The 17,824-nt window shown below is 70.0% G+C and carries 15 protein-coding genes; 4 read left to right on the forward strand and 11 right to left on the reverse strand.

What is annotated here, in order from left to right:
- The first annotated feature begins 109 nt into the window (after positions 1-109).
- Positions 110-1,147, forward strand: coding sequence for a LacI family DNA-binding transcriptional regulator (locus tag J2Y58_RS04715; RefSeq protein WP_310099375.1), 1,038 nt, complete (start codon positions 110-112; stop codon positions 1,145-1,147).
- Positions 1,148-1,385: 238 nt separating this feature from the next.
- Here the strand turns inward: J2Y58_RS04715 and J2Y58_RS04720 are convergent, their stop codons facing one another.
- Entirely contained in the window at positions 1,386-2,441 is a 1,056-nt protein-coding gene (locus tag J2Y58_RS04720) for an SGNH/GDSL hydrolase family protein (protein ID WP_310099378.1), read from the reverse strand.
- Positions 2,442-2,572: 131 nt separating this feature from the next.
- Between J2Y58_RS04720 and J2Y58_RS04725 the strand changes: the two genes are divergently transcribed.
- From J2Y58_RS04725 to J2Y58_RS04735, 3 genes are all read left to right on the forward strand, one after another.
- Positions 2,573-3,694, forward strand: coding sequence for an alpha/beta fold hydrolase (locus tag J2Y58_RS04725; RefSeq protein ID WP_310099381.1), 1,122 nt, complete (start codon positions 2,573-2,575; stop codon positions 3,692-3,694).
- An 83-nt stretch (positions 3,695-3,777) separates the two neighbouring features.
- Positions 3,778-5,079 carry an amidohydrolase family protein gene (locus J2Y58_RS04730; protein WP_310099383.1) on the forward strand — a complete coding sequence of 434 codons (1,302 nt, stop codon included), beginning with the start codon at positions 3,778-3,780 and terminating at the stop codon, positions 5,077-5,079.
- A 26-nt stretch (positions 5,080-5,105) separates the two neighbouring features.
- Positions 5,106-7,154 (forward strand): S9 family peptidase, encoded by a 2,049-nt coding sequence (locus tag J2Y58_RS04735; protein WP_310099386.1) that lies wholly within the window; start codon positions 5,106-5,108, stop codon positions 7,152-7,154.
- A 12-nt stretch (positions 7,155-7,166) separates the two neighbouring features.
- Here the strand turns inward: J2Y58_RS04735 and J2Y58_RS04740 are convergent.
- The 10 genes from J2Y58_RS04740 to J2Y58_RS04785 form a co-directional block, all read right to left on the reverse strand.
- Positions 7,167-8,113 (reverse strand): IS630 family transposase gene (locus J2Y58_RS04740; protein WP_310099390.1). Its coding sequence is split into 2 segments (ribosomal slippage): positions 7,167-7,777 and positions 7,777-8,113, totalling 948 coding nucleotides; the frame shifts between segments, so codons are not numbered across the junction.
- Positions 8,114-8,202: 89 nt separating this feature from the next.
- Positions 8,203-9,522 (reverse strand): gluconate:H+ symporter, encoded by a 1,320-nt coding sequence (locus J2Y58_RS04745; protein WP_310099393.1) that lies wholly within the window; start codon positions 9,520-9,522, stop codon positions 8,203-8,205.
- Positions 9,523-9,535: 13 nt separating this feature from the next.
- Positions 9,536-10,645: a beta-propeller fold lactonase family protein gene (locus tag J2Y58_RS04750; protein ID WP_310099395.1), complete on the reverse strand. Its 1,110-nt coding sequence runs from the start codon at positions 10,643-10,645 to the stop codon at positions 9,536-9,538.
- A gap of 172 nt (positions 10,646-10,817) precedes the next feature.
- On the reverse strand, positions 10,818-11,231 hold the full coding sequence (locus tag J2Y58_RS04755; protein ID WP_310099397.1) for a DUF983 domain-containing protein: 414 nt from the start codon (positions 11,229-11,231) through the stop codon (positions 10,818-10,820).
- 44 nt (positions 11,232-11,275) lie between these two features.
- On the reverse strand, positions 11,276-11,554 hold the full coding sequence (locus tag J2Y58_RS04760) for a DUF1467 family protein (protein WP_310099400.1): 279 nt from the start codon (positions 11,552-11,554) through the stop codon (positions 11,276-11,278).
- A 21-nt stretch (positions 11,555-11,575) separates the two neighbouring features.
- Positions 11,576-13,216, reverse strand: a complete 1,641-nt coding sequence (locus tag J2Y58_RS04765) for a ribonuclease J (protein WP_310099405.1) — start codon at positions 13,214-13,216, stop codon at positions 11,576-11,578.
- An 84-nt stretch (positions 13,217-13,300) separates the two neighbouring features.
- Positions 13,301-14,089, reverse strand: a complete 789-nt coding sequence (locus tag J2Y58_RS04770; protein WP_310099409.1) for a type III pantothenate kinase — start codon at positions 14,087-14,089, stop codon at positions 13,301-13,303.
- 12 nt (positions 14,090-14,101) lie between these two features.
- A complete protein-coding gene (locus tag J2Y58_RS04775; RefSeq protein ID WP_310099621.1) occupies positions 14,102-14,884 on the reverse strand; it encodes a biotin--[acetyl-CoA-carboxylase] ligase in 783 nt (260 codons plus the stop codon).
- Positions 14,826-16,286, reverse strand: a complete 1,461-nt coding sequence (gene nuoN / locus J2Y58_RS04780; protein WP_310099412.1) for an NADH-quinone oxidoreductase subunit NuoN — start codon at positions 16,284-16,286, stop codon at positions 14,826-14,828. The genes J2Y58_RS04775 and nuoN overlap by 59 nt, the downstream gene beginning before the upstream one ends.
- Positions 16,286-17,824: an NADH-quinone oxidoreductase subunit M gene (locus J2Y58_RS04785; RefSeq protein WP_310099414.1), complete on the reverse strand. Its 1,539-nt coding sequence runs from the start codon at positions 17,822-17,824 to the stop codon at positions 16,286-16,288. The genes nuoN and J2Y58_RS04785 overlap by 1 nt, the downstream gene beginning before the upstream one ends.

Raw genomic sequence — 17,824 nt, forward strand, 5'->3', positions numbered from 1 at the left:
TGCAAGCGCGATCTTGGTCGCATGCCGCGGCAGGGGCGTTGACGATCGCCGGTCCGGCGATGCACGACATCGCCCTGCCCTCCATGCGCATCGACAATCCGAGACGGTCTTGACCCAGCCTTCCCGACGCCGCCGCGGCGTCACGATCATCGACGTGGCCCGACATGCCGGCGTGTCGCCGATGTCGGTCTCGCGCGTCATCAACGGCGACGGCGGCGTGCGCGACGAGACCCGCGCGATCGTCAACGCGTCGATCCGTGCGCTGAACTACACGCCCAACCTGATGGCGCGCAGCCTGGTGACCTCGCGGGAAATCCGCATCGGCGTGATCTATTCGAACCCCAGCGCCGCGTTCATGGGCGACTTCCTGGCGGGCGTGTTCGAGGAGGCGTCCGCGCGCGCAGCGCAGCTGATCCTGCTGAAGGGACAGGACGGCGGGGTGCCGGACGAGGCGGCGGTCGCCGGGTTGATCGCGGCGCGGATCGGCGGGGTGATCCTGGCGCCACCCTTGGGCGAGATGGAGCGGGTGCGCGCGATGCTGGGCGAGGCGCGGCTGCCGGTCGCGGTGGTGGGGGCGACCGTCGCCGATGCGATTTCGGTCGGGATCGACGACCACCGCGCGGCCCGCGACATGACGCGCCATCTGATCGCGATGGGGCACCGCCGTATCGGCTTCGTGGTCGGCAACCCCGAACAGCAGGCGAGCGCCGCTCGGCTCGACGGCTTCCGCGCGGCGGTCGCGGAGGCGGGCGACGTGGAGGCGCGGATCGCGCAAGGCGATTTCAGCTATGCCTCCGGGCTGGTCGCGGGCGAGCGGCTGCTCGACACCGCGCACCCGCCCAGTGCGATCTTCGCCAGCAACGACGACATGGCCGCGGCGGTCGTCTCGGTGGCGCATCGGCGTCATCTCGACGTGCCGGGCGACCTGACCGTCACCGGCTTCGACGATACGACCGCGGCGATCACGCTGTGGCCGCCGCTGACGACGATCCGCCAGCCGGTGCAGCAACTCGCCGCCGAGGCGCTGCAATTGCTGATCCGCGAGATGCGGACCGGCCAGCCGCTACCCGCGGCGGAGCGGTCGCGCGTGCTGGACCATGTGCTGGTCGAACGCGATTCGACCGCGGCGCCTGCGCCGCGTTCCTGAACCGCGCCGCGGCTCGGCGCCACGCGGGAGACACGCACCACGGGCTGCGCGTCACGCTGCGCTCCCCGCTGTCGCACGCGGTCTGCCCCCGCTGAGCCAGCAGGAACGAACCTTATCTAGATCAGTTTGTCGATCTGTATCGGCGACGTTGTCGGCTTTGGATCGGGAACACGTCGTCGGTGCGTAGTGCTGCGTACCCGCTCTTCTCCGATGACGACCGCCGTGTCGGCGGACCTGATCACACCGCCGTGGCGAGCGCGCCGGCCGTGCGGCGGCGTCGCATCGCGCTACCGACCACGCCGAAGCCCAGCACCATCGCCACCCATGTCGACGGCTCCGGCACCGCGGACGTCACCAGCGCAGGCGCCACCACCCCCAGCCGCTCGATGCCCTGCGCGATCGCGGAGTGCAGCGCGGTGGTCGGATGGATATCGTCGAAATAGACGTAGCCGGTGCAGGCCGGCGCCGCGCCGGACTGTCGCAGGCAGGCGTTGCTGGTATTCAGCGCCGACGGCAGGCCATAGCCGGCCGGGTCGGCATAGATCGTGCGCTGCTGGTTGTAGAGGTCGTAGAAGCCGAGGTTCCAGCCGTTCGATCCCGCGAGCGCGCCCGCCTCGATGCGGAACAGATCGTTGAGCGCGCGCGACTGCGCGGACGCGAAGCCATTCGGCGGAAGGGCGCCGTTACCGGTGACCTCCGGGATCTGCCCGATGTCGGGCAGGCCGACCACCACGAAGTTGCGCGCGCCCAGCGCGCCGAGCAGCCCGAGGCCGGACGTAAGGGCATCCGTCGCCGGCCGCAAGTCGACGGCGTCGGCACCCCCGGTCTTCGCGAACGCGAAGAGTTCGTCGCGCAGGTCGTTGCCGCCGAACGTCACCAGCACCAGTTCGTCCGCGCCGAACCGCTGCCCCGTGCCGGCGAAGGATGCCACCTGCTCCCCGAAGCTCAGGCTTGGCGAGCCGGTGCCCGACGCCTTCGCGCCGCCGACCGCGAAATTGCCGCCGCCGAGCAGTGCCGCCCGTGTGGTCCCCAGCCCCAGGTCGACCGAGAGATAGTCGGCGAACGTCAGCCCGTTGGTGAAGCGGCCGTCCGCATAGCCCAGCGCCGGCGGGGTCGGATCGGCGCCACCGGTGCGCCGCCGTCCCTCCTGCGCATTGCCGGCGTCGACCAGGCTGTCGCCGAAGACCGTCAGCTTGCTGTAGCGCGTCGGCACCGGCGTCTGCGCCACGGCGGGCAGCGCGCCCAGCCAGGCAAGGCCCGCCATCACGGCCAGCGTCGCGATCCGCATCCCCATCCCGCAATCCTCCCTTTTGTTTCTGCGATGTTTACCATCGCCGCGCGCCGTGTCCACCGGCCCCGCCGCCCGGCGATGCGGCACATCAAGGACATGCTTGCACGCCGGCCACTCAGGCGCGACGATGCGGCATGATCTCCCTTATCGCACTGCTGATCCTGCAAGCCGCCGCCGCGCAGACGCCGCTGACGCCTGCGACCACCCCCGCCGTGTCAACGCCGCGCTGGCCGGCGCGCGACGCGCAGTTCACCATCGAGGATTTCCGCTTCCGCTCGGGAGAGACGCTGCCGAAGCTGCGCATCAACTACACCACGCTCGGGTCGCCGCACCGCAATGCGCGCGGCGAGATCGACAATGCCGTGATGGTGCTCCACGGCACCGGCGGCACCGGGCGCCAGTTCCTCAATCCGTCGTTCGCCGACGAACTCTACGGCCCCGGACAGCCGCTCGACATCACGCGCTACTGGATCATCCTTCCGGACGGTATCGGCCACGGCAAGTCGTCCAAGCCGTCCGACGGCCTGCACATGCGCTTCCCGCGATATACCTACGACGACATGGTCGCGGCGCAGTATCGCCTGCTGCACGACGGGCTGGGGATCCGTCGCATGCGGCTGATCATGGGGACGTCGATGGGCTGCATGCACAGCCTGGTCTGGGGCGAGACCTACCCCGCCTTTTCGCGCGCGTTGATGCCGCTGGCGTGCGAGCCGGTCGAGATCGCCGGTCTCAACCGCATGTGGCGCACGCTGGCGATCGACGGGATCAGGGCCGACCCCGCCTGGGCGGGCGGCGAGTACCGCGCGCCGCCGACGCAGGGGCTGCGCACCGCCGCCAGCCTGCTGTTCGTCGCGGGCGCCGCCCCGCTCTACTTTCAGGCCAGATATCCCGGGCGCGACGCGGCCGAGGCGTTCGCGCGCGAGCGGGTGGCGGCGGCGATCGCGGCGACTGACGCCAACGACCTGATCTATCAGGTCGAGGCATCGCGCAGCTACGATCCGTGGCCGCGGCTGGAGGCGATCACCGCGCCGACGACCTGGATCAATTCGGCCGACGACTTCATCAACCCGCGCACCCTCGACTATCCGCAGCGCGCGGTCGCGCGCATGAAGGATGCGCGGTTCCGGCTGATCCCGGAAACCGACGACACGCGCGGTCATGGCACGCACACCGCCGCGCGGTTCTGGAAGCAGGACCTGACCGACCTGCTGCGCCGCACCGACACGACCGACACCGCACCGGCGGCGCGCTGAACCGCTCGCGCTCGCGGCTGGCAATCCGCTTGCCTTGCCGCGACTTGTCCGCAACGATGCGGAAAAACGGGGAGCATCTGATCGTGAAAGCATGGGTCCTTGCGCTGGCCGCGACGCTGGCGGTGCCGGCCATGGCGCAGCCGCAACAGGCAGCGCCGGTCTATATTCAGGCGGGCGCATTGCTCGACCGCCCGGGCCAGGCGCCGCGCGGCGCGACGACGATCGTGGTGCGCGACGGGAAGGTCGCGGAACTGCGCGACGGCTTCGTGGCGCCGGAGGCGGGTGCGCGCGTGGTCGACCTGCGCAGCGCCTTCGTGCTGCCGGGTCTGGTCGACATGCACGTCCATCTGTGGGGGATCGGTGGCGACCCGATGAAGGCGCGGCTGGGCGCGCTGACCCGCGACCGCTTCGACGACGAGATGACCGCGGTCGCCAATGCGCGCACGACGCTGAACGCCGGCTTCACCTCGGTTCGCGATTTGGGCGGCGACCCGCGCGGTATCCGCGCGCTGCGCGATGCGATCGACGCCGGCACGGTCGAGGGGCCGACGATCACCAACGCCGGCGAGATGATCTCGGTGACCGGCGGCCACGGCGACGCCGGCAACGGACTGGCGGAGGAATGGGCCGAGGCGGCGCACGCGCACGAGATCAACCTGTGCGACGGCCCCGACGATTGTCGCCGCGCGGTGCGCGCGCAGGTCGGTCTGGGCGCGAAGGTCATCAAGTTCGCCGCGACCGGGGGCGTGCTGTCGAACGTCAGCGGCGGCCTGGGCCGCGCGATGACGCCCGAGGAGATGCGCGCGGTCATCGACACCGCGCACGCGCTGGGCCGCAAGGTCGCCGCGCACAGCCACGCCGCCGAGGGTACGAAGGCCGCGCTGGAGGCCGGGGTCGATTCGATCGAGCACGGCACGTTCCTCGATGACGAGACCATCCGGCTGTTCAAGGCCAAAGGCGCGTATCTGGTCCCGACCGAGATCGCGCCGGTCGCCGCGCTGGCGCAGGCGCGCGGCGGCGTGCTGCCCCCCGCCACGATCGCCAAGGCGGAGCAGGCCGCCGCAGCCATGGCCGCCAACCATCGCCGCGCCTATGCCGCCGGGGTGAAGGTCGCGTTCGGCACCGACACCGGCGTGTCGAAGCACGGCGACAATGCCACCGAGTTCGCGCTGCTGGTCAGGAACGGCCTGACGCCGGGGCAGGCGATCGCCGCCGCGACCGTGGGCGCCGCCGACCTGCTCGGCCGCGACGACATCGGCACGCTGGCGCCCGGCAAGACCGCCGACATCATCGCGGTGCGCGGCTCGCCGCTCGACGACGTCACCCGGCTGGAACACGTCGACTTCGTCATGCACCGCGGCACGATCGTGAAGACCGCCGACTGACCCGCCCCCAGGTAAGGACCAACGCTTTGCGCCTGTCGCTCGCTCTCGCCCTGCTCGCCGCCGCCCCCGCCGCGGCACAGCAGCAACCCAACGCCGCGCCTGCCGACGCACCGACCCGCGCCTTCACCGGCAGCGACCTGTTCGGCCTGTCGATCGCCGCCGATCCGCAGATCAGCCCGGACGGGCGGACGATCGTCTATGTCCGCCGCACCGCCGACATCATGACCGACCGGATGCAGTCGTCGCTGTGGCTGATCGACGTGGCGAGCGGGCGGCAGTCGCCGTTCGCCGCACAAGGATCGAGCCCGCGCTGGTCGCCCGACGGCACGCGCATCGCCTATGTCGCGAGTGACGGTAACGGTTCGCAGCTGTTCGTCCGCTGGCTGGCGACCGGGGCGAGCGCGCGCGTCACCGGCTTTCCCGGCGATCCGCAGGCGCTCGCCTGGTCGCCGGACGGCACCCGCCTCGCCTATGTCGCCACGGTCGCGGGGGAGGCGACGACGCTCGGCAAGGCGCCGCCCAAGCCCGAGGGCGCGAAATGGGCCGAGCCGCTGACCGTCATCGACCGCGTGAACTACCGCAACGACGGCCCCGGCTACGTCAAGCCGGGGCGCGACCATCTGTTCGTCGTGGCGGCGGACGGCGGCGCGGCGCGGCAGCTCACGTTCGGCGCGTTCGACGACGGCGGGCCGCTGTCGTGGACACCGGACGGGCGCGCGATCGTGTTCGCGGCGATCCGCGGCCCGGAGGCGGACCGACAGGTGATGAACTCCGACGTGATGGCGGTCGACGTCGACAGTGCGACGCTGCGCACGCTGACGACGCGCGACGGCCCGGATGGGCAGCCGCGCGTCTCGCCGGACGGGATGCGGATCGCGTGGCTCGGCTTCGACGACAGGCGCCGCAGCTATGAGAACACGCAATTGTACGTCGGGGACCGCGCGGCGGCGAACCCGCGCTCGCTCACCGCGCCGCTCGACCGCGCGATCGAGGAGGCGGTGTGGGCGGCGGATGGCCGAAGCCTCTACGCCAGCTACGACGATCACGGCCAGCGCCGCATCGCGCGGATCGGGATGGACGGGCGCGTCCGGCCGTTGATCGACAATGTCGCGGGCGGCGGGCTCGACCGGCCGTACACCGGCGGCGACTTCTCGGTCTCGAAAGGCGGAACGATCGCCTATACCGGCGGCGATGCCGGTGCGCCCGCCGACGTCTGGGTATGGAGCGGCGGCACGCCGCGCCGCCTGACGCAGCTGAACGCGGTGATGACCGCCGCCAAGGCACTCGCCCCGGTCCGCAAGATCGCGGTCACCGCGCCGGATGGCCGCCCGATCGACGCCTGGCTCGCCACCCCGCCCGGCCGCGTGGCCGGCACGCGCGTGCCGCTGATCCTCGAGATCCACGGCGGGCCGAACAGCGCCTATGGCCCGAGCTTCGCGACCGACGTGCAGCTCTATGCCGCCGCGGGCTATGCCGTGATGTGGACCAACCCGCGCGGCTCGACCTCCTACGGGGCCGAGTTCGCGAACCTGATCGACAAGAACTATCCTTCCGCCGATTACGAAGACCTGATCGCGGCAGTCGACGCCGCCATCGCGGACGGCACCGCCGATCCCGACAACCTCTTCGTCACCGGCGGGTCGGGCGGCGGCGTGCTGACCGCGTGGATCGTCGGCAAGACCGACCGCTTCAAGGCCGCCGCGACGCAGAAGCCGGTCATCAACTGGGTCAGCGAGGCGCTGACCATGGACAATACGCTCTTCACCTCGCGCTACTGGTTCACGAAATTGCCGTGGGAGGATCCGATGAGCTACTGGAACCGCTCGCCGCTCAGCCTGGTCGGCAACGTCAGGACGCCGACGCTGGTGGTGGTCGGCAGCGAGGATTACCGCACGCCGGTCAGCGAGGCGGAGCAATATTATGCCGCGCTCCAGATCCGTGGCGTGCCGACCGCGCTGGTCAAGGTGCCCGGCGCCAGCCACGGCGGCTTCACGGCGCGCCCCTCGCAATCGGCCGCCAAGGCGTCGGCGATCGTGGCCTGGTTCGACCGCTATCGCACGAAGCGCGCGCCCTAGAGCGTTTTCCATTCAGTCTAGGTCATAGCCGCAGGAGCTGAAGTAGTTGGCACATTCCAGCGGCTGGAATAGGTCGACCAATCTGCCGATGAGAGACCACAGGCCGGAGACGGTCCGCTCTCCGGCTTTGCGGAGCATGGCCTTTAGGCGGGCGAACGCCTTTTCGATGGGGTTGAAGTCGGGGCTGTAGGGCGGAAGGAACATGAGCCGTGCACCGGCCGCCTCGATCAAGTCGCGGATGCTGGCGCGCTTGTGGCTGGACAGGTTGTCCATGATGACCACGTCGCCGCATCCGAGGTCGGGCACGAGGACATGTCGGACATAGGCCTCGAACCAGTCGCCGTTGATCGGGCCATCGAGCACCATCGGCGCGACCATACCGGTCATGCGCAGGCCTGCGACCAGCGTGGTCGTCTTGCGGTGGCCGTGCGGGTAGCCCATCCGCAGCCGCTCGCCCCGCCGGCATCGGCCGTGGCTGCGCGTCATGTTGGTTGCTGTCCACGTCTCATCGATGAACACCAGCCGCGCGGGGTCGAGATCGAGCTGCCCATCGAACCAGGCCTCGCGCTGGCTCAGGATGTCGGCGCGGTCCTGCTCGACCGCATGGCCGGTCTTTTTTTGCGCGTGATCCCGTGGCGGGCGAAGAAGCGATGCAGCGTCGAGATCGCCACTGCCACGCCCGCCTGGCCCAGCTCCCGGCGCAATTCGTCCAGCGTGATGTCGCGCCGCGCTTCGTGCAGCGCCAGGATCGTGGGCGCATGCGCCTCGATCCGACGCGACCGCGTGTCCCCGCCCTGCGCCTTGGCGGCATAGCCACCCGTGATGCGGCGCTGGTCGTGCCAGCGGATCACCGTCGCGGCCGCCACCCCGAACCGCCGCGCCGCAGCCCGGCAACTCATCCCCTCGTCAACCGCGGCCAGTGCTCGCGACCGAAGATCCATCGACAACGGCTTGCCCATCCATGCCGGCCTCCATCCAGCCAGCACTGTGAATCAGATCAGCGCGCCCGTGTGAATCCCTCTTCGACTCAGGTCGGCCGGAAAACGCCCTAAGCGGCGCGCAGGACCGCGTCGAGCAGCAGGACGAAGAGCAACCCGAAGACACCGACCAGCGTCTCCATCAGCGACCACGACCGGAACGTATCGCGCAGCGACAGCCCGAAATACTCCTTGAACATCCAGAAGCCGGAATCATTGACGTGGCTGCACATCAGGCTGCCCGCGCCGATCGCCAGCACCATCAGGTTGGCGTCGGCGCCGGTCGCCACGATCACCGGCTGGATCAGCCCGCCCGCCGACAAGCCGGCGACCGTCGCCGAGCCGACCGCGATGCGGATCACGCACGCCAGCAGCCACCCGAGCGCCAGCGGCGGCAACGGCAGCCCGGCGAGCTGCGCCGCCACGACCTTGTCCGCGCCGCTTTCGACCAGCACCTGCTTCAGCGCGCCAGCACCCGCGATGATGAGCAGGATCGGCGCGATGTCGCGGATCGCCACCGCGAAACCGTCCATGATCTCGGCACGGGTCAGCCCCGCGCTGCGCCCCAGCCAGACGATCCCGATCGCAATCGACAGCAGCAGCACGTTGGTCGGGTGCCCCACGAACGCGATCGCAGCGGCGACGGCGGCCGGCAGCGCCGCATAGTGCAGCGCGGTGGCGCCCGCGATCAGCACGACGGGCAGCAGCGCGCAGGCGAAGCTGGCGACGCGCCCGGGCACCGCGTGCTCGCGCGCGCTGGCAGCCGCCTCGAACAACGGTGACGGCGGCGTCGCGATCCCCTTCAGCGTCGTCGCGAACAGCGGCCCGGCGATCGCCAGCGTCGGGATGCCGACGATCAACCCGTAGATCAGCGTGACGCCGAGGTCGGCGCCCAATTGCACCACCACCGCGGTCGGCGAGGGATGCGGCGGCAGGAAGCCGTGCGCGATCGACAGGCCGGCCAGCAGCGGGATGCCGACATGGACCGCGGGCAATCCCGAACGCAGCACGATCGAGAAGATCAGCGGCACCATCAACACGAAGCCGACATTGTAGAACAACGGGATGCCGACCAGGAAACCGGTCGCCGCCATCGCGATCGGCAGCCGCGACGGGCCGCACCAGCCGATCAACGTATCGGCGATCCGCTGCGCCGCGCCGCTGTCCGCGATCAGCTTGCCCAGGAACGCGCCGAGCACGATCGTGATGACGACCGGCCCGATCGTGTCGCCGATCCCCTTCTCGATCGCGGTCGGGATGCGCGCCAACGGGACGCCGAGCAGCAGCGCGGCGAACAGCGCGGCGATGACGAACGCCAGGAACGGCGGCGCGCGCAGCGTCACCAGGACGATCAGCACCGCAAGCGCCGCGACGATCGACAGAAGGATCATGCGCGCGTCTCCGTCACTCGCCGACGAAAGCCGCGGCGGGCACCGGCACGACCTGGGTGGGCGGCAGCGGCACGCCGTCGCGGCCGAGCGGCAGCCGCGCGACATCGCCGGACCGCTGGTTGGCGACCAGCATCTCGCCGGATCGCTCGAACAGGCGCAGGTGACGCGGCCAATGCCCCCCGCATCCGACATGCCCGAGCAGCGTCAGCGCGCCGCGCGCATCGACTGCGAACGTGGCGACGCTGTCGTGCCCGCGATTGGAGACGTACAGGCGCGTACCCGCGGCATCGAGCGCGATATGCCCTGCATAGGAGGCACCGGCAAACCCCCTCGGCAGCGTCGGGACGACCGCCTGCGCGGCGAACGTCCCGTCACGCGCCGCGCGCAGGACGGTCACGGTATTGGCCAGCTCCGCGACCAGATAGGCGATCGGCAGGCGCGGATGGCGCGCCAGATGCCGCGGGCCGGATCCCGGCACCGCGCGATAGGCGATCGCCGTGTCCGCGATCCCGCTAGCGCCGGGCGCGAGGCGATGCGCGAAGATCGCGTCGGCGCCAAGGTCGACCGCGTGGAGCATCCGCCCGCGATCAGCGAAGCCGACCCAATGCGCGTGCGGCGCGGCCTGGCGCTCGGCGTCGGGGCCGCGCCCTTCGTGTCGCACCAGCTGCGCGCGGCCGTCGGGCAACCCGGTGGCGCGATCGAGCGACCAGAGGGCCACGCTCCCGCTCGAGTAATTGGCGACCGCCAGCGCGGCGCCATCCGGCGACAGCGCGACATGGCACGGGTCGGCGCCGAGCGTGGCGACCTGCGCCAGCCGCGCAAAGCCCGGATCGTAGACCGCCAGCCCGCCATCGCGCTGTTCGTCGAGAATGTAGCGGCGACCGGTCCGTCCCCGAACGGCGAACGACGCGTTGCGGATCGCCGCGACCGCCGCGCCCGCGCGCCATGCCGCGCCCTCCCGACGCAGCGGGACCAGCCCCGCCCCGCCTTCGCCCACATAGGTACCCACCCACGGCGTCGTCGGGGCAGCATCGGCATACGCCCGGATCGGCAACGCCCCCAGCGCCAGCCCCCCGCCCAGGCATGTGCGACGGGTCAGCCGGAATGATCGGGGATTGCTCATTCGTGCAACTGAAGCGCTTTAGCCGACGCCGTCAATTGCGACCTTTGGGGCGGTTTCCTTCCGGTCCGCCTTCGCCCGCCATGCCGCCCACGGCCGCACCCGCGCATCGTCGCGGTCGCCGTCCAGCGTTCGTCGCCGAAGACCAGCCGCGTCGGAGCATGGTGCGAAAGCGCTATTCGTCCCGGACCAGCCGCCCCTCACGCGCCTTGAAGTAGAATTGGCTCGCCACCAGCCACCCCTTGATCGGACGCAGCGGCAGCACCGTGCTGACCAGCAGCACCGGCAGGCTGACGACCAGATGCACCCACCACGGCGGGCTGGCGACGATCTCCAGCATCAGCGTGAAGATCACCCCGGGCAGGCAGGCGAACAGCTGCACGAACACCGCCGGCCCGTCGGCGGGATCGGCATAGCCGTAATCCAGCCCGCAGACCGCGCATCGATCGCGGATCGACAGGAACCCGCGGAACAGCGCCCCCTTGCCGCAGCGCGGACACCGCCCGCGCGCGCCGGTCGACAGCGGGGACAGCCGCGGCCATGTGTGGCCGCTCGCGTCGGTCAGGCGGGGATCGTCAGCGTCGCTCATGCGCCGGCCCTGCACCCGTGCGCCTGCGCGCGCCACAAACCGCGTCAGTCGACCGCATTGGCGACGTCCAGTACGTCCAGCGACGCCGCCGTCACCCAGCCGTATTCGTAATTGGCCACGAACAGCGCGAACAGCACGGTCGCCACGATCGTGGTGCGGATCAGCACGCGCCGGAGCGAGAACTCATGCGGTGCGCTTTCCGCGGTGCCGGGCATCGCGGCCTCCCCCGCCTCCGCCGAGGTTCGCACCCCGAACGGCAGGACGAGGAACACCGAAAAGGCCCAGAACAGGATGTAGATCGCCAGCAGCGACGTCCACCGCATCTCAGCGCACCCGCCAGGGCATCAGACCTGCACGATCACGACATCGACGATCGGCTTCTTGCCGGTCCAGCGCGTCGCGACCTTGCGCACCGCCAGCCGCACGTCCTCGCGCAGCCGCTCGCGGTCGCGCGGACGCCCGGCCATCGCTTCGGCCGCGGCATCGGCCGCCTCGGCCAGGAACGGCTCGCGCTCCTCCTCGACCGGCACGCCCTGCACGCGGACCTCGGGCGTGCCGCCGGCGCGCCCGTTGCGATCGACCGCGATCCCGACCGAGATCTGCCCGTTCACCGCGATCCGGCGCCGCTCGTTGATCGTGCTGCCGTCCGCCGGCAGGATCACGTCGCCGTCCAGCACCAGCCGCCCGATCGCGACGTTGCCGATCTTCTTCGGCGCGCCGGGGGCCAGCCGCACCAGATCACCGTCGGTCTGCACCAGCGCGTTCTCGATGCCTTGCGACAGGCCGTAGCGCGCATGCTCCATCAGGTGCCGCATCTCACCGTGCACCGGCACCAGCGAGGTCGGACGGATCCAGCCGTACATCCTGGCGAGTTCCGGACGCCCCGGGTGGCCCGACACGTGCACGTGCGCCTGCTTCTCGGTGACCATCTCGACGCCCTTGGCGGCGAGCTGGTTCTGGATGCGCCCGATCGCGACCTCGTTGCCGGGGATCTGCTTGGACGAGAAGATCACCATGTCGCCCATGTCGAGCGCGACCGGATGGTTGCTCGCCGCGATCCGGGCCAGCGCCGCGCGCTCCTCGCCTTGTCCGCCCGTCGCCACGATCAGCACGCGGTTCTTGGGCAGCCGCATCGCCGCGTCGACGTCCACCGTCTGCGGGAAATCCTTGAGATAGCCGGTCGCCTTGGCGACGCGGATGATGCGGTCCAGCGAGCGCCCGGTCACGCACAGCTTGCGCCCGGTCTCCTCGGCCACCTGCGCCAGCGTCTGGAGCCGCGCGGCGTTCGACGCGAACGTCGTCACCACCACGCGCCCCCGCGCCCGCGCGATGCTCTTGGCCAGCCCCTCGCGCACGCTCGCCTCGCTGCCCGATGCCTCGGCATTGAACACGTTGGTCGAATCGCAGACGAGGACGTCGATGCCCTCCGCGCCGATCTCCGCCAGTTCCTCCGGGGTCGACGGTTGGCCGATCACCGGTGTCGGATCCAGCTTCCAGTCGCCGGTGTGGAACACCTTGCCGGCCGGGGTCGCGATCACCAGCGCGTTCGCCTCCGGGATCGAATGCGACAGCGGAACGACCTCGACCTCGAACGGCCCGACCTTGAACGTCTTGCGCGCCTCCACGAGCCGGATCTTGACCCGGTCCTCGATCCGCTCCTCCTCCAGCTTGCCGCGCACCAGCCCGGCGGTGAAGGGGGTGGCGTAGATCGGCACGCCCAGATCCTCGGCGAGGTACGGCAGCGCGCCGATATGATCCTCGTGCCCGTGGGTCAGCACGATGCCGACCAGATCGTCGATGCGCTCCTCGATGAAGCGCAGGTCGGGCAGGATCACGTCGATGCCGGGGTAATGCGCGTCGGCGAAGGTCACGCCGCAATCGACCATCAGCCACTTGCCGGCATGGCCGTACAGCGTGACGTTCATCCCGATTTCGCCGGATCCACCCAGCGCGCAGAAAAGAAGCTCGTTATTCTTCGGTGTCATTGATTTCCTTTGGTCGCCGGCTCCGCGGCCCGTGCATCACAACGCGACGGGCGGAAAGGACGGACGATCGCGCCGGCGTGGCGGTCATGCGTCGATATGGGCGCGCGCGTACATGATCGCCAGACCCTGGATCGTCAGGTCGGGTTCGATCGCGTCGAACGCGGTCGTATGTTGTTCGAACAGGGTGGCCAGGCCGCCGGTCGCGATCACCTTCACCGGGCGGGCGATCTCGCGCTTCATCCGCGCGACCAGCCCCTCGATCATCGCGATATAGCCCCAGTAGATGCCGATGTTCATCTGGTCGACGGTGTTGCGGCCGATCACGCTGGCGGTGGCGGGTGCCTCGATCGCGATCCGCGGCAGTTTGGCGGCCGCCGCCACCAGCGCATCGAGCGACAGGTTGATGCCCGGCGCGATGATCCCGCCCTTGTACGCGCCGTCGAAGTCGGAATGGTCGAAGGTGGTGGCGGTGCCGAAATCGATGACGATCAGATCGCCGGCGTGCAGCGCGTGCGCCGCGATCGTGTTCACCGCGCGGTCCGCGCCCAGGCTGCGCGGCTCGTCCACATCGACCGACAATTGCCATTCGACCGGCGCCCGCCCCGCGACCAGCGCATCGGTACGAAAATATTTGCTCGCCAGCACCTCCAGATTGTGGAGCGCGCGCGGCACGACCGTGGAAATGATGACCGCGCTCACATCGTCGCGCGTATAGCCCTCCAACGTCAGCAACTGGCTGAGCCAGACCGCATATTCGTCCGCCGTGCGGCGTGGGTCGGTCGCGATCCGCCACCGGGCGCGGATCTCGCGCGCGGCGGGCTCGACCAGCGCGAAGACGATGTTGGTGTTGCCGGCATCGACCGCAAGCAGCATCGGCTTCCTCCCCTAGACCAAGAACACGTCGCCGGCATGAATGACATGCCGCGTGCCATCGGCCAAGCCGAGCAGCAGCGCACCGCTCGCGTCCAGCCCGAGGAACCGCCCCTCCAGCGCCGCACCATCGGGCAGGTGCACCGACAATGCCGTGCCGGCCGGATGCGCCCGCTCGCTCCACCGTGTAGCGACCGCCGCGATCCCCGCCGCGCGCCACGTCGCCAGCCAGCGCGAGAAGCCTTCCGCCAGCCGGTCCAGCAGCGCGGCGGCATCGTCGGTCGCGCCCGCCGCCCGCAAGCTGGTCGTCGTGCGATCGGGCAGGTCCGGGTGGTGCGCGACGTTCACGCCGATCCCGACGACGACATGCGGGCCGCCGCGCTCCAGCAGGACACCCGACAGCTTCGCGCCGTCCAGCAGCAGGTCGTTGGGCCACTTCAACCGCAACCCGCCCGCATCGGGTAGCGCGCCGCGCACCGCCTCCTCCAGCGCCACCGCCGCGACCAGTGCCAGCCCCGCGGCCGGTGGGTCACCGGCGTGGACGCGCACGATGGTGCTGGCGTAGAGGTTACCGGGCGGGGACTGCCACGCCCGCCCCTGCCGCCCGCGTCCGGCGGTCTGCTGCTCGGCGCGCAGCCACGTCGCCTCGTCGACCGCGCCGTCGCCGGCCAGCGCCAGCAGGTCGGCGTTGGTCGATCCCGTCGCCGGTACCGTCAGGATGCGGGGCAGCGCCGCCGCCTCAGAAGAGGCTGGCGGCGGCGGCGAGCGACCAGGCCGACAGCGCCGGGATCGCCAGATAGCCGAGCGGCGAGACGAACACCGCCGCGACCGCGATCAGGCCGCCTTCCAGCTTGTCGCCCTCGCCGAAGGTGCCGGCCGGCTCGTCGAAGTACATCGTCTTCACGAGGCGCAGGTAGTAATAGGCACCGATCACGCTGAACACGACGCCGACCACCGCCAGCGGGAACAGCCCCGCCTGCACCGCGGCATAGAACACCGCGAACTTGGCGTAGAAGCCGAACAGCGGCGGGATGCCCGCCAGCGAGAACATGAAGATCGCCAGCGCCGCCGCCAGGCCCGGGCGGGTCCGCGACAGGCCGGCCAGGCTCGCGATCGTCTCGATCGGCTGCCCGTCGGCATCGCGCATCTGCAGCACGACCAGGAAGCTGCCCAGCGTCATCGCCAGATAGATCGTCATGTACGTCAGCACCGACGCCACGCCCTCCGGCGTGCCGGCGGCCAGGCCGATCAGCGCGAAGCCGACGTTGTTGATCGACGAATAGGCGAGCAGGCGCTTGACGTTCTGCTGTCCGATCGCCGCGACCGCGCCGAGCAGAATTGAGGCGAGGGAGGCGAAGATCACGATCTGGCGCCACTGGAACTCCGCCGGGCCCATCGCCTCGACCGCGACGCGCACCGCCAGCGCGATCGCCGCCACCTTGGGCGCCGAGGCGAAGAACGCGGTCACCGGCGTCGGCGCACCCTCGTACACGTCGGGGGTCCACATGTGGAACGGCACCGCCGAAATCTTGAACGCCAGCCCCGCGAACACGAACACCAGCCCGAACAGCAGCCCCAGCGAGCGCGCGTCACCCGTCAGCGGGGCAGCGGCGAATGCGCCCGCGATCTCGTCGAACAGCGTCGATCCCGTGAAGCCGTAGACGAGGCTGATGCCGTAGAGCAGGATGCCGCTCGCCAGCGCGCCGAGCACGAAATACTTCAGCCCGGCCTCGGCGGACCGCGTGTCCTGCCGCATGAAGCTGGCCAGCACATAAGCCGCAAGGCTCTGCAGCTCGAGCCCGACATACAGCGTCAGCAGGTCGCCCGCTGACACCATCATCCCCATGCCGCACGCCGACAGCAGGATCAGCACCGGATATTCGGGACGCAGGTCCGCGCCCGCGGTGCGGCGGAAGAAGTCCGGCGCCATGACGATCGCGACCGCGGCGCCGACGTAGATCAGCACCTTGGCGAAGGCGGCGAACGCATCGGCGCGGTACAGCCCGTAGAAGGCGTTCCCGCCCGCCGACGCCGGCCCGGTCAGCGCGATCAGCGCGCCCGCCAGGACCGCGACCGACACCCACGATACCGCCTTGGTCGAGGCCGGCCCGCCCCAAGCGGCGACCAGCATCAGCGCGATGGCGCCGAGCGCGAGAACCAGCTCGGGCAGCGTCATCGCAAGGTTTGCGGCATAGTCCATCAGTGCGCGCTCCCATGCGCAGAAGTTTCGGCGTGGGCGGCGGGAACGATGCCGGCACCCTTGGTAGGCAGCGAGTCACCCGCCGGCTTCGCGCGGTCGATGCGCGCCAGCAGGATCTGCGTGTCCTTGCGCATCGGTGCCAGGAAGCTTTCCGGATAGACGCCCATCCACAGCACCACCGCCGCGATCGGCGCCAGCAGCCACAATTCGCGTGGGCTAAGGTCGGACATGGCGCGCACCTCGTCGGACTTGATCTCACCCCATACGACGCGGCGGTACAGGTAGAGCATATACGCCGCGCCCAGGATGATCCCGGTCGTGCACAGCAGCGCGATCGTCGTCGACACCTGGTACGTGCCCATCAGGCTCAGGATCTCGCCGACAAAGTTGCTGGTGCCCGGCAGCCCGATCGACGCCATCGTGAACAGCAGGAAGAAGATCGCGTAGCGCGGCATGTTGATCGCGAGGCCACCGTAGCGGCTGATCTCGCGGGTGTGCAGCCGGTCGTAGATGACGCCGACGCACAGGAACAGCGCGCCCGACACCAGGCCGTGGCCCAGCATCACCATCATCGCGCCCTCGATCCCCTGCGCGTTGAACGCGAACAGCCCGATCGTGACGATCGCCATGTGCGCGACGGACGAATAGGCGATCAGCTTCTTCATGTCCGACTGCACCAGCGCCACGAGGCTGGTGTAGATCACCGCCACCGCCGACAGGCCGAAGACCAGCCAGACGAGGCTCGCCGAGGCTTCGGGGAACATCGGCAGGCTGAAGCGCAGGAAGCCGTAGCCGCCGAGCTTCAGGAGCACGCCCGCCAGGATCACCGACCCGGCGGTCGGCGCCTGGACGTGCGCGTCCGGCAGCCAGGTGTGGACCGGCCACATCGGCATCTTGACCGCGAACGACGCGAAGAACGCCAGCCACAACCACGTCTGCACGCTCGCCGGGAAGTCGTAGGTCATCAGCGCCGGGATGCTGGTCGTGTTCGCGGTGATGCTCATGTACAGCATCGCGATGAACATCAGCAGCGAGCCGAGCAGCGTGTACAGGAAGAACTTGTACGACGCGTAGATGCGGTTGGCGCCGCCCCAAATGCCGATGATCAGGAACATCGGGATCAGGCCGGCTTCGAAGAAGATGTAGAACAGGAACAGGTCCTGCGCCGCGAAGGTGCCGATCATCAGCACTTCGGTGAACAGGAACGCCGCCATATATTCCGGTACGCGCTTCTCGATCGCCTGCCAGCTCGCCCCGATGCAGATCGGCATCAGGAACACGGACAACACGATCAGCAACAGCGCATAGCCGTCGATGCCCAGCGCCCAGGCGAAGCGCCCGAACAGCGGGGCGTGCTCGACGAACTGCCATTGTGCGCCGCCGACGTCGAACGACGTCCACAGCACGACGCCCAGCGCGAGGTCGATCAGCGTGGCGGCCAGCGCGGTCACGCGCGCGGCCGGCGCGGAAAGGAAGAGACAGGCGACGGCGGCGACCGCAGGGACCGCCAGCATCAGCGACAGGATCGGGAACGACAT

This window comes from Sphingomonas sp. BE138 (genome assembly GCF_031456125.1).
Classification (GTDB): Bacteria; Pseudomonadota; Alphaproteobacteria; order Sphingomonadales; family Sphingomonadaceae; genus Sphingomonas.

Excerpts from the sequence above, each read along its gene's own strand:
- J2Y58_RS04750 (WP_310099395.1), bottom strand. The coding sequence starts at position 10,645 with ATGAGCAATCCCCGATCATTCCGGCTGACCCGTCGCACATGCCTGGGC.
- J2Y58_RS04760 (WP_310099400.1), bottom strand. The coding sequence starts at position 11,554 with ATGCGGTGGACGTCGCTGCTGGCGATCTACATCCTGTTCTGGGCCTTT.
- J2Y58_RS04745 (WP_310099393.1), bottom strand. The coding sequence starts at position 9,522 with ATGATCCTTCTGTCGATCGTCGCGGCGCTTGCGGTGCTGATCGTCCTG.
- J2Y58_RS04765 (WP_310099405.1), bottom strand. The coding sequence starts at position 13,216 with ATGACACCGAAGAATAACGAGCTTCTTTTCTGCGCGCTGGGTGGATCC.
- J2Y58_RS04725 (WP_310099381.1), top strand. The coding sequence starts at position 2,573 with ATGATCTCCCTTATCGCACTGCTGATCCTGCAAGCCGCCGCCGCGCAG.
- J2Y58_RS04720 (WP_310099378.1), bottom strand. The coding sequence starts at position 2,441 with ATGGGGATGCGGATCGCGACGCTGGCCGTGATGGCGGGCCTTGCCTGG.
- J2Y58_RS04755 (WP_310099397.1), bottom strand. The coding sequence starts at position 11,231 with ATGAGCGACGCTGACGATCCCCGCCTGACCGACGCGAGCGGCCACACA.
- J2Y58_RS04770 (WP_310099409.1), bottom strand. The coding sequence starts at position 14,089 with ATGCTGCTTGCGGTCGATGCCGGCAACACCAACATCGTCTTCGCGCTG.
- nuoN (WP_310099412.1), bottom strand. The coding sequence starts at position 16,286 with ATGGACTATGCCGCAAACCTTGCGATGACGCTGCCCGAGCTGGTTCTC.
- J2Y58_RS04785 (WP_310099414.1), bottom strand. The coding sequence starts at position 17,824 with ATGTCGTTCCCGATCCTGTCGCTGATGCTGGCGGTCCCTGCGGTCGCC.